The following is a 10,801-nucleotide window of genomic DNA, read 5'->3' on the forward strand; positions in this document are numbered from 1 at the left end:
CGCTGTGATTACGGTAGCTCTCCACTAAACGGTAATAACCGCTATAGATTCCCGTTTCGGGGTTGGTGCGCATGGATACTTTGAAATACATGCCCCAAAGTAAACATGTAAACCGCTGATATACAATACCCCCTTGTGTACTACAAATGATTTTTCGAAAATTCAGACACTGATTATCAATGTATTACAAAAGCAAATAGAGCAAAAGAGCCTATTTTGAGGTGAAAAAAGGTGTTTTTTTAATGAATTTTGGATGGAAAGCTGCAAGATGGGTTAACTGCCGCCCCTTCGGTATACGTACCTGCACCTGTTGTTGTGCCGCCAAGTGAGGGCAATGATGCAATGGAAATGTCGTATTTTGTTGGCTCTAAACCGATGTTAACAGTCCACTCTGCAGTCGTTGTCCCATCCGAAACGGTATAGGTTTTCAACGAAGTAAAGTCGTTTTCGGTAGTGCCGCTCACCTGTTCCACTTCTCCTATTTTAACCGATGTCACATCGGCCGATGTGGTGAACGTAGAAATGAGTGCCGACAAATTGGTGCCCTGGCTAGCTTCAACCATGATGGTTCTGTTGCGATAGTCGATGAGTGCCGGTGATGTTTGCGCAGTGATGCTAAATGAAACCAGCGATAAAGGCCGCACCACTTCGGTTGCTTTTATTTTCCCATCTGAACTGTTGGTAAAAACGGAATAAAACGATTGGTTGTATTTAACCACCGATGCCGCAGTGCCCGTCACGCTGATGTTGTTATAGGTATGTGCCAATTGGTTGAATTGGGAAACTAGTTTTCCTGAGCTGACACCGCTTAGGACCATCGAGTTGTCGTCGATGTTTAATGAGCAAATACTTGATGTGGCACTTGCGTTTTGAATATTGCTTAAAGTAAGCGACGTAGTGCCTGTTATTTCGGCAAATTTGGTTACGGAGTGTTTATAAGATAGGGCAGCTTTGCTACCAAAAGCTGCTACATCATAAATGTCAAATGCATCTGATGACATTGCTTCCGTACCACCGGTACCAGTTGTTGACTTAAACGCAATGGAATATTGTTTGTCGTTGCCACCCATCCATGTTTGGTATTGATACTTGTGGGCAGCAATGTAGTATGTACCATTTTCATCCACTGCAATCTTTGAGCCCTTGTTAAAATATTCGGCATATCGGTCTGCTCCACCGTAATACTTCAAATACCCATCAAAAATGCAGGTGTTTACAAAATTGTCGGTTTTGTTTGTGGCATACATGATGTCGTTTGTGTCGGTATCAGCCCCAATTTTCCCTTTTGAGTCGGAGTATGTGATGTGGACAAACCCCAAAGCATCCACTGCAATATCCGGTTTAGAACAAGCGCCTCCATGGTTGGACCCAATAAAAACAGGGTCGCTCCAAGTTCCGTTTTGATAGTTGCTGTAAGCAATTTGGCCGGTAATTGTATAGGCAACATGTGCAACGCCATTTTTATCAATGGCAATACTCCCTTCTGTTGCTGCTCCAATGAGCATTTCGGCCAGCCATGTTTTGTCGGCATTGAGCTGACTGAAGTAAAGGTTTGAGCTACGGGTGTATAAAACACCAACTATTCCGGCCCCATCGGCAGCTTGAACCAAATTACCCGACAATGAACTAGATACAATTTGGGAAAATGCCTGCTGGAGAAAGCAGTTTGCAACCAATAAGATTGCTATTACTGCAAGTTGTAAATGGTTTTTCATAGTAATAATGTGTTAATTTGTTTATGTGATTGTGATTACACTTGAGTATTGTTTCTAAATTTAGAGATTTGCGAAATTCTATTGGATGAAATTTGATGATCTATCGTCAGTGATGGATGTACAATGCGAAATAAGTGTTGGATAATGCATGCAGGAATCAAGATAGTCAATGTGTATCTCATAGGTTAACGAAATTTAAGAGGTTTTTAGTAACTTCCCGTTATCGCTGTTTTGTAATCATAGCTACGTTTACAACATCAACACAGTTTGCGTTAATTTTTTTCACTCCTGAAAACCCGCACCATCAGCCGACTAACCCGGATGATGGTACTGATGTCCTCTTGCACTTCTCCCAATCACGATGCTCCTGCGTTTCTAAATGTTCGCGATGGCTTGTTTCGTCGCTTCAGGTGTGCTATTTGTCAAATCCCGGGAGCTGAATCACCAGAAACCATTTCGGTTGATTATTTTTGAGAATTCACTTATGAATTTTTTATGCCGCATTCCACTTCCGACCTTCAAGCCATCATCGCCGAGCGCGATTTTTACAAGAAAATATTGGACGCGCTGCCGGCAGTGGTGCACGTCAACAACCTTGAGACGCAAATGGTGGACTGGATCAACGGCGGTGTGGTGCAAATCAGTGGTTATGAGCCCGGGCAGATTGTCAACAATCCCGATTTTCTCAAGTCCGTGGTGGTGCCCGATGACCTTACGTGGATGGCCGAGAGCATTGTGAAATTTAAGGTGATGCAGCAGCGTTCCGATTCATACCTCTATTCCATGCGCCATGCCGACGGTACGGTGGCCACCTATCAGGGGTTTGGCGTGGTGTTTGAGCGCGATGCGGCCGGACGTCCTCTACGCAATTTGGCCATTGATATTGATATCACCCATGAAATCAGCAATTACAAGCAGCTCAAACGCCACCTCGAGGAGATGACCAAGCAGCTGCATCAGTCGCAACTCAAGCAACTCACCAAAACCGAAAAGCAGGTCATCGTGTATTTGTGCGATGGCAAAACGGTGAAAGAGATTGCCGGGTTACTCCATCGCAGTGTGCACACCATTGCCAATCACAAGCGCAATGTTTACAGTAAGTTGGGCTTGCATCGCACCGGTCAGTTGGTGGGATGGGCAAAAGAAGTGGGCCTGTGGTGACATCGGGCTTTTTACTTGTTCCTGCAGATTCGAAAACCCTGGTCGGAGCCTTTGCCGGTGGCTTCAAAGTTATCGCGACTGGCCGATTGGCAACGGAGTTCGCTTCCCATCCATCCGCCGCCTCTTTGTGATCGGGTCACACCCATTGGGGTTTGGTGATCGATATACCAGTCGTCGCACCATTCCCTGACATTGCCCGACATGTCGTAGATGCCCAGTTCGTTGGGCTGTTTGAGGCCAACGGGTTTGGTGCTGTTGTGGTTTTGTTCGATGTTAGGCCAACTCCAGGTGCCGGATAATTCATCGCGGCCTGAATTTTTCCAATACCATGCCACGGTGTTGATGTCATTGCTGCCACTGTAAGTGAAATTTTTGCTTTTGGCGCCGCCGCTGGCTGCATATTCCCATTCAGCCTCGGTGGGAAGTCGGTATCCGTTGGCGCCCCGATTGATGGTGACCGTCCATTTGAGGCTGTCGTATTCACCAATATTGTCTTTATCGACGATCTCTTTAGAGAGGAGGTAGTAGGGCTTTAATTGTTCTTTTTCACTTCTTTTGATGCAGTATTCAATGCAATCGTACCAGGTCACTCTCTCAACGGGCAGGCTATCTCCAATGTATTTAGAGGGATTGTTGCCCATAACCTCTTTCCATTGCTTTTGTGTGACTTCATACCTGCCAATGTAAAAGTCCTTGATGGCGATGTTGGAGCCAAAAAGATTGGACTTTTCGTAATTTTCTCATGCATTAACCAACGTATTCTCGATAATGGCCGAAAAAAAATCTTTTCTCGTATCGCTGAATGTCTTATCTTATCCTTTGTTTTTCATCAACGTCCGTTATCGGTGTCAAAAACGGATGTTTGCCCGCTAACCACTAACCGCATTGATCTATGACAGCTATTGAGTTCAACACCCAGCTCGAAAAAATTCACAAGCAACTCAACCGATTTGCTTACCACCTGACGATGAACAGTGAAAATGCTCGCGACCTGGTGCAGGACACTTTTTGCCGGGCCTTGCAAAACCGTGATAAGTTTAGGGAAGATGTGAACTTTAAGGCTTGGGCTTTTACCATCATGCGCAACATCTTTATCAACGAGTATCGCAAGGGGCAGAAATACAAGATGGTCGACCAGGAGCCCGATCATTACTCTCTGACCTCACGTTTTGCCAATCATGATGTGCCCGACAGCCGCTTGCACATGCGTCAGGTCTCCGATGCCATCAGCCTGCTCGAGGATGATTACCGAACCCCCTTGCAGATGCACATTCAGGGTTATAAATACATCGAGATTGCCGAAATGTTAAACGTCAAGATGGGAACGGTCAAAAGTCGCATCTTCTTGTCTCGTAAAAAATTGGGGGAGATGCTCGCCGAACATCGCGATAACAATTGGTTGCCTGGTTAAGGCGCCATCACTCAAAAAATCGGAGGGCATCCACTGCTTCGTCTTCGCGAATCATCGAGTAAGTGACCTCTTTTTCGGAGATGTGTGTGCGAATGAGGTTGGCCGTCAGTAAATTCACCAGTATTTTGTCGGCCTGATGTGGCTTGATGGCTGCGATTCGGATGAATCGTGATTTGCTGATATTCGCGTGCTCGTTCAGGTAATCGATGAGAATTTTTTCGGGACCGCTCATGTTAAAAAGCGCTCCCCGGCTGTGTTTTATTTGCCGCCAGGCCTTGATTAACACCGGGTTTGCCGGCAGGTTCTGATCCCGCACCCTCACGTAAGCCCACGGTTTACCATCTTTGTTGGGTGCCTGATAGGGGCGTTCGTTGCCTGGGGCAATGATGATTTCCAAAACCGATTTTCCGTTCACCTGCCATTCTTTCCATTCAAAAGGCACCGTTGGTTGGCAATACAGGTTGGCCGCTGCTTCAATCATGTAAAACTCTTCATCGGAACGAACCCCGGCAATGTTGCCATTGTCCTTTACGCCAATGAGCAGGCGTCCGCCACGCGTGTTGGCAAAGGCGGCAATGCTGCGGGCAATTTTTTTTGAGTCGTTAATGGCAAACTTAAAGTCCTGTTGGTCGTGTTCGCCTTGTTCAATCAGGCGAGCCAGGTGCTTTCCGGCGGCAGACATGGGGGATTATTTGAGGTTTGACTGGGTGATGATAACGCGATAGGGGTTAGTTGCGCTGGGGCGGATTGCCTGTGAGAAATCTCAGGCTTTTGGGGTGAAGCACCCGATCGACATGTTTCATAAACCCCCAGTTGTCGGTGTTGATCCGATAGCCCAAAAAAACATTCAGATGACCCGAATTGAGCGACAGGCGCGATTGCTGGGCGCGCACGATGGCGGTTTCCAGATAGGTGCCGATGCCCCCGTATATGCGGTCGCCATTAAACCCAAGTGCCAGACGAATGACCGATCGCAGTGATATTCCACTGTCACGGCTCGATTCGCCATTGGCCACCGCTTGTCGCAATGTTTGCTGATACGACAGCCCCGGTTGAAACGTGGCTGTTACAAACCATTTTCGGTAAAAGGTGTGCAAATAGGCATAACCGCACGATATGCCAATGTCGGTAAACGATATGGCGCTGAGGTTATTGCGTGTTTGTGTGGCATCGCGCAGGGATTGGGGCACGATGGTACTGTCGCCACTGATGCTGCTGTGGGAAATGAAGGCGCCCAGAAGCCAGCTGCCTCCGGGGTGGCGCATGGCCTGTGTGTAGTGGTATGCCGCATTGGGCGAGAATTTCTCGGGCTTGAGTACGTAGGTGATGTTGCCCGAAAGGGTTCGGGTTTGCAAGTCGGGCAAGAAGGGGAGTGGCGCATCGACCGGCCTGTCGGGATCAAATAACTGGGGATTCGAAATATAAAATCCCTGATATTGCTTGATGGTAAAATCCATCATGATCCGTCGCAGCGTGTAGTGGGCTTCCAGATCGAATCGTTTGGTGGCGGGCATGTCGCTTTGTTCCATTTCTTTTTTTGATGACGCAAAGCTGACGTCCAATCCAAACCATGAGTAGTAAAAGCCCAGGTTCCATTCGGCCGATACATTGGGGCGGTATTCAATGTCGTTGCTCAAATCGCTATGATCGACCTCGAACTGCATAAACGACGGCCCCAGGCGTGCATAGGTATGGATGTAACGCGGGTAGTTGATAATGCGTTGTGCGGTCTGCGCCAATGCAGTGCCGCAAAGCAATGATGTCAATGTGATGAAAATAAAGGGTCGCATGGGAGCCATGGGCACTTGTTTCTGTGGTGGCTAAGATATTCTTTTCCGAATGTTTTTGGAAATTAAAAACGTGCGCAAGTTGCCATCGTGATGGGGATGCGCCTGTGATGGACGGTTTTTTCTTGCATGCGAGGGGATTAATCCTTAACTTTTTCTGTGATAACCAACCTGTCACGTGTTATGAACGGATTGCGAGAATTGGTCAGCGCTTTGGCGCAAAAGCACGGCACCCGGCGCGAGAGTTTATTGCCCATTTTACAGGGCATACAGGCACATGAGCATTATCTCTCTGACGATGCCATGGTAGAGGTGGCACGGGCGTTGGACTTGTCCACTGCTCAAGTGTACGGAACGGCAACTTTTTATTCGTTTTTAGTCACTCGTCCCCAGGGGCGTCACGTGATTCGTTTGTGCCGAACCATCACGTGTGTGATGCATGGGAAGAATCAATTGCTTAAAGAACTGGAAACGCTTTTGAAGGTGCGCGTGGGAGAGACCACCGCCGATGGGCTGTTCACGCTTTTGGAGACCAATTGCCTGGGGCAGTGTCATCAGGGGCCGGCCATATTGATTGACGACGAGCCTTACACTCGTCTCACCCCCGAACGCATCCGTGTCATCGTGGCGGAATATCAGCAAAAGGCTGCGCTTGAATCTGAAAATTCGGGGTTGATCAACTCGTGATTTTTGTGTGTGCATTCTCTGAACTTAAAATATTGTGTCATGGCTCCCCGACATTTGATGCGTTTGGATTTAATTTTTAAGGATGAGCATGATGTGGCTCCGCTGGTGCGTCAAACGCTGGCTCGGGGGCGTGACGACATTGTGAACGAACTCATTGCTTCCGGCCTCAAAGGCCGTGGAGGAGCCGGCTTTCCCACCGGCCTCAAATGGAAACTGACTGCCGACGCCCCCGGTGACGAGAAATATGTGATTTGCAATGCCGATGAGGGGGAGCCCGGCACGTTTAAGGATCGCGAAATTTTGATGCGGGTGCCCGAAAAGGTGTTGGCGGGGATGGCCGTGTGCGCCAAAGTGATTGGTGCTCGACAGGGCTTTATTTATCTTCGTGGTGAGTATCGCTTTTTACGTGCTCAGCTTCAGCAGGTCATCGATGGGTTTCATGCCGTGCTCGATGAGGCCGGGCTTCCTTTTCGAATTGAGATTTTTATGGGCAGTGGCGCCTACATCTGCGGCGAGGAGAGTGCTCTGTTTGAAAGCATGGAGGGGCAGCGGGGCGAACCGCGCAACAAGCCTCCTTATCCTACGCAATGCGGCTTTCGCAATGCCCCCACCGTGATCAATAACGTGGAGACCCTGGCGCATACTTATTCCATCTTCAAATATGGCGCTGAAAAGTTTCGTGACCTGGGAGTACAGGACTCTCGGGGTTCAAAGGTGTTTTCGGTGTCGGGCGACACGCCGGTACCCGGTATCTATGAACTGGAATTCGGTATGACCCTTCAGCGGTTTGTGGAGGATTTTGGCGATGGCGACACCAAGGCGGTACAAGTGGGGGGAGCTTCGGGGTTTTGCGTGCCCCGTAAGCGCTTTGAGCGAACCATTATCGGGTATCAGGGCAAGCTCACCGGCACCTCGCTCCCTACCGGGGGCTCCATGATGTTGTTCAATTCTTCCCGGTCGATGTACAATGTGTTGCACAATTACCTTGAGTTTTTTGTGGAAGAGTCGTGCGGGCAGTGCACCCCTTGTCGGGTAGGCACGCAACAACTGCTCAGGGGCATCGAAGGCGTTAAACGGGGTGAGTTGTCCTCGGCCACCCTCGATGCTTTGCTCGATTTGGCCGAGACCATGCGCCTGACCGCCAAATGCGGCTTGGGGCAATCGGTGGCCAATTCGTTTGCTTCCATCGTTGAAAATTTTAGGGAAGAGATGATTTATTAGTCGAGAGAGAGAGTGCGAGTGTGAAAAAGTACAAGAGTACAAAAGTGCAGAAGTGCACTAACATGTAATGATTGATAATGATTCCGTAAACGCATCAGTCTTCTTCCGTCCTGATACTTATATCTTGAGTCTTTCGTCTTGATACTTGCGACTTAATACTTACCCCATCAACCCCAATCGTATGCCTCATACCGTCAATTGTCAAATCGATCATTTGTCCGTGAATATTCAGCCGGGTGCTACCATTCTGGAAGCTGCCCGCAGCATTCATATTCAAATTCCCACACTTTGTTATCACAGTGACTTGTGCGTGGCGGGGAACTGTCGGCTTTGTATGGTTGAGCAAGTGGGAGCCGACCGGTTGTTGCCGGCTTGTGCCACGCCCGTGACCGAGGGGATGGAGATATTGACCAATAGCCAAAAGGTACGTCACGCTCGTAAGGTGATGCTCGAGCTGCTCATGTCGGAGCATCGTTCCGATTGCACGCATTGTTATAAAAACGGACGGTGCGAGTTGCAAAATCTGGCTTCGGAGTATTTGGTGCAGGATGGGCGTTTCATCGATTTGGTGCCTTTTAAGAATTACACCATTGATGATCTTTCGCCATCCATCATCAAGGATGATGCTAAGTGCATTCGTTGCCAGCGTTGCGTGCGGACATGTGCTGAGATTCAGGCCGTGAGTGCCTTGGCGGTGGCTCACAAAGGTGCGGAGATGAAAATCTCAACGTTTTTCGACCTCCCCATGGCCGAAGTGGTGTGTACCAATTGCGGCCAGTGTGTTACCCATTGCCCCACGGGGGCTCTGGTCGAAAAGAACTACATTGATGCCGTGTGGCAGGCCATGGATGATGATGCCCGGCATGTGGTGGTGCAAACGGCTCCTGCTGTGCGCATTGCTCTGGGCGAAGCATTGGGGCTGGAGCCGGGGCAAATTGTCACCGGCAAAATGGTGGCGGCATTGCGTCGTTTGGGGTTCGATTCGGTGCTCGACACCGATTTTAGCGCCGACCTTACCATCATTGAGGAGGGGCATGAGTTGCTGCAACGTCTCAGGGAGGTCATCCGGGATAAAAATCCTCAGGTGAAATTGCCCATGACCACCTCTTGTTCGCCTGGATGGATCAAGTTTTTGGAACATCTCTATCCCGATTTGTTGCCACATCTGTCCACCGCCAAGTCGCCTCAACAAATGTTTGGCGCTCTGGCAAAAACCTATTATGCCCGGCGCATTGGCATGGATGCAAAAAATATGGTGAGCGTGTCGGTGATGCCCTGCACGGCCAAGAAATTCGAGGCCGCTCGTCCCGAGATGTGTGCCAGTGGGTTTCGGGATGTGGATTATGTGCTCACCACGCGCGAATTGGCCATGATGATTCGGCAGGCAGGCATCGACTTTTTGTCGCTGCCCGATGACGAGTTCGACAGCATTATGGGGCAAAGCAGTGGTGCCGGGGTCATTTTTGGAGCCACCGGGGGCGTGATGGAGGCGGCCTTGCGAACGGTTTATGAAGTGGTGACCGGCCGCGAGGTTCCTTTTGACGGCTTGAACATTGTGCCGGTGCGCGGCCTTGAGCAGGTGAAGGAGGCTGCTCTCACCATCAGTAGTCCCCTTCCCGAGTGGGGTTTCCTCGACGGTGTGACGCTAAAAACCTGCGTGGTGCATGGCCTTGCTGGTGCTCGCGAGGTGATGAAAAAGGTGGCCGACGGTAGTTGTGATTATCATTTTATCGAAATCATGGCCTGCCCCGGCGGGTGTTTGGGCGGTGGCGGTCAACCCATGCCCGTGAGCGACCATGTGCGCGAGATGCGTGCGAGAGCCATTTACCGCGATGATGCCGGAAAGGCCATTCGCAAGTCGCACGAGAATCCCGATGTGGTGAAGTTGTATGAGGATTTCCTCAAAGAGCCCCTTGGCCATCTGTCGCATCAGTTGCTCCATACCCATTACGTGGCGCGGAAGCGTTATTGATGGAATGACGATGTTTTGTCTTTTGGCATTGAAATAAAAAATTGCAACACATGGAAACTGAAATCACCATCTGTTTGGGCAGCTCCTGTTACACACGCGGAAACCGTGAAACACTGGAGGTCATTCGCCATTTCATTGCCGCGCATCAATTGCAGGCCAAGGTGTTTTTTCATGGCGATTTGTGCACCGGGCGTTGTTCCCAGGGCCCTATTTTACGCATCAACGACCGGGTGTACGAGTGGGTCACGCCCGATAATGTGGTCGATATTTTAATGTCGGTCTTTGGCTCTGAAGATTCCATGACTTCGATGGGTGATAATACTGTGGTTTGATGGGGGGGGAAGTGGCAAAGCGGAAGAGTGCAAAAGTGCAAAAGTTCAAAAGAGCCAAAATAATAAAGGGAGGTTACCCTAGCATCATTAATGAACTCAATCATTCACCTTAATGGATCAATCAAAGTCATCCCCTCAACTCATGCCTGTGTCTTGCGTCCTGATACTTATATCTTGATACACTACTGACCGACAAAACTAGAAATCTCCAATCTTCAAAGATTGTAAGTGTTGATAAACAGCAATATAAGCATATCTTCAATTGTTTTTCAATTACCTACCCCCCCCCTTTTTTTTCAGAAAAATGCGAGTTGTATGTCAGGACTTTTGTTTTTTGCTTTTACATTTTTGACATAAGTCCGTCTACAGTTTTCAATCACCCAATAAACGTCTAAATGGCTTATCAGGTAAATCCTAACCAAAGCGGCAATTGTAGAGAAAGCCTTTTTTGTGTCCGACTTTGCCCTTAGGACCATTAAAAGCAAATGGGCGATCAATGTGCACCACACTTGTGT

General features: G+C 48.9%; 10 protein-coding genes. 6 read left to right on the top strand and 4 right to left on the bottom strand.

Annotated features, from left to right (window positions below; translation table 11 throughout):
* Positions 1-239: 239 nt before the first annotated feature.
* Complete coding sequence (locus LX69_RS16860) at positions 240-1,715, bottom strand: hypothetical protein (RefSeq protein WP_111447203.1); 1,476 nt, start codon at positions 1,713-1,715, stop codon at positions 240-242.
* 495 nt (positions 1,716-2,210) lie between these two features.
* On the opposite strand from LX69_RS16860, the gene LX69_RS16865 reads away from it, so the two are divergent.
* Complete coding sequence (locus LX69_RS16865) at positions 2,211-2,876, top strand: helix-turn-helix transcriptional regulator (RefSeq protein ID WP_111447204.1); 666 nt, start codon at positions 2,211-2,213, stop codon at positions 2,874-2,876.
* Positions 2,877-2,887: 11 nt separating this feature from the next.
* On the opposite strand, the gene LX69_RS16870 is transcribed toward LX69_RS16865, so the two are convergent.
* Positions 2,888-3,580: a formylglycine-generating enzyme family protein gene (locus tag LX69_RS16870; protein WP_111447205.1), complete on the bottom strand. Its 693-nt coding sequence runs from the start codon at positions 3,578-3,580 to the stop codon at positions 2,888-2,890.
* A 188-nt stretch (positions 3,581-3,768) separates the two neighbouring features.
* Between LX69_RS16870 and LX69_RS16875 the strand changes: the two genes are divergently transcribed.
* Positions 3,769-4,287: an RNA polymerase sigma factor gene (locus LX69_RS16875; protein ID WP_111447206.1), complete on the top strand. Its 519-nt coding sequence runs from the start codon at positions 3,769-3,771 to the stop codon at positions 4,285-4,287.
* Between the two features lie 7 nt (positions 4,288-4,294).
* Here the strand turns inward: LX69_RS16875 and LX69_RS16880 are convergent, their stop codons facing one another.
* Together LX69_RS16880 and LX69_RS16885 are read right to left on the bottom strand one after the other, a co-directional pair.
* Positions 4,295-4,969 carry an AlbA family DNA-binding domain-containing protein gene (locus tag LX69_RS16880; RefSeq protein ID WP_111447207.1) on the bottom strand — a complete coding sequence of 225 codons (675 nt, stop codon included), beginning with the start codon at positions 4,967-4,969 and terminating at the stop codon, positions 4,295-4,297.
* 46 nt (positions 4,970-5,015) lie between these two features.
* Positions 5,016-6,086, bottom strand: coding sequence for a DUF4421 family protein (locus LX69_RS16885; RefSeq protein ID WP_111447208.1), 1,071 nt, complete (start codon positions 6,084-6,086; stop codon positions 5,016-5,018).
* 171 nt (positions 6,087-6,257) lie between these two features.
* Between LX69_RS16885 and nuoE the strand changes: the two genes are divergently transcribed.
* From nuoE to LX69_RS16905, 4 genes are all read left to right on the top strand, one after another.
* Positions 6,258-6,761: an NADH-quinone oxidoreductase subunit NuoE gene (gene nuoE, locus LX69_RS16890; RefSeq protein ID WP_111447209.1), complete on the top strand. Its 504-nt coding sequence runs from the start codon at positions 6,258-6,260 to the stop codon at positions 6,759-6,761.
* A gap of 39 nt (positions 6,762-6,800) precedes the next feature.
* Positions 6,801-7,982 carry a complex I 51 kDa subunit family protein gene (locus tag LX69_RS16895; RefSeq protein ID WP_111447210.1) on the top strand — a complete coding sequence of 394 codons (1,182 nt, stop codon included), beginning with the start codon at positions 6,801-6,803 and terminating at the stop codon, positions 7,980-7,982.
* A 181-nt stretch (positions 7,983-8,163) separates the two neighbouring features.
* On the top strand, positions 8,164-9,954 hold the full coding sequence (locus tag LX69_RS16900; RefSeq protein WP_111447211.1) for an NADH-dependent [FeFe] hydrogenase, group A6: 1,791 nt from the start codon (positions 8,164-8,166) through the stop codon (positions 9,952-9,954).
* A 50-nt stretch (positions 9,955-10,004) separates the two neighbouring features.
* Positions 10,005-10,286: a (2Fe-2S) ferredoxin domain-containing protein gene (locus LX69_RS16905; protein ID WP_111447212.1), complete on the top strand. Its 282-nt coding sequence runs from the start codon at positions 10,005-10,007 to the stop codon at positions 10,284-10,286.
* Positions 10,287-10,801 lie beyond the last annotated feature (515 nt).

The organism is Breznakibacter xylanolyticus (assembly GCF_003254275.1).
In the GTDB taxonomy this organism is placed as follows: Bacteria; Bacteroidota; Bacteroidia; order Bacteroidales; family Marinilabiliaceae; genus Breznakibacter; species Breznakibacter xylanolyticus.

What these genes read in the sequence shown, in the direction of transcription:
- LX69_RS16900 (WP_111447211.1), top strand. Translation starts at nt 8,164, where the DNA reads ATGCCTCATACCGTCAATTGTCAAATCGATCATTTGTCCGTGAATATT.
- LX69_RS16865 (WP_111447204.1), top strand. Translation starts at nt 2,211, where the DNA reads ATGCCGCATTCCACTTCCGACCTTCAAGCCATCATCGCCGAGCGCGAT.
- LX69_RS16860 (WP_111447203.1), bottom strand. Translation starts at nt 1,715, where the DNA reads ATGAAAAACCATTTACAACTTGCAGTAATAGCAATCTTATTGGTTGCA.
- LX69_RS16885 (WP_111447208.1), bottom strand. Translation starts at nt 6,086, where the DNA reads ATGGCTCCCATGCGACCCTTTATTTTCATCACATTGACATCATTGCTT.
- nuoE (WP_111447209.1), top strand. Translation starts at nt 6,258, where the DNA reads ATGAACGGATTGCGAGAATTGGTCAGCGCTTTGGCGCAAAAGCACGGC.
- LX69_RS16880 (WP_111447207.1), bottom strand. Translation starts at nt 4,969, where the DNA reads ATGTCTGCCGCCGGAAAGCACCTGGCTCGCCTGATTGAACAAGGCGAA.
- LX69_RS16875 (WP_111447206.1), top strand. Translation starts at nt 3,769, where the DNA reads ATGACAGCTATTGAGTTCAACACCCAGCTCGAAAAAATTCACAAGCAA.
- LX69_RS16895 (WP_111447210.1), top strand. Translation starts at nt 6,801, where the DNA reads ATGGCTCCCCGACATTTGATGCGTTTGGATTTAATTTTTAAGGATGAG.
- LX69_RS16905 (WP_111447212.1), top strand. Translation starts at nt 10,005, where the DNA reads ATGGAAACTGAAATCACCATCTGTTTGGGCAGCTCCTGTTACACACGC.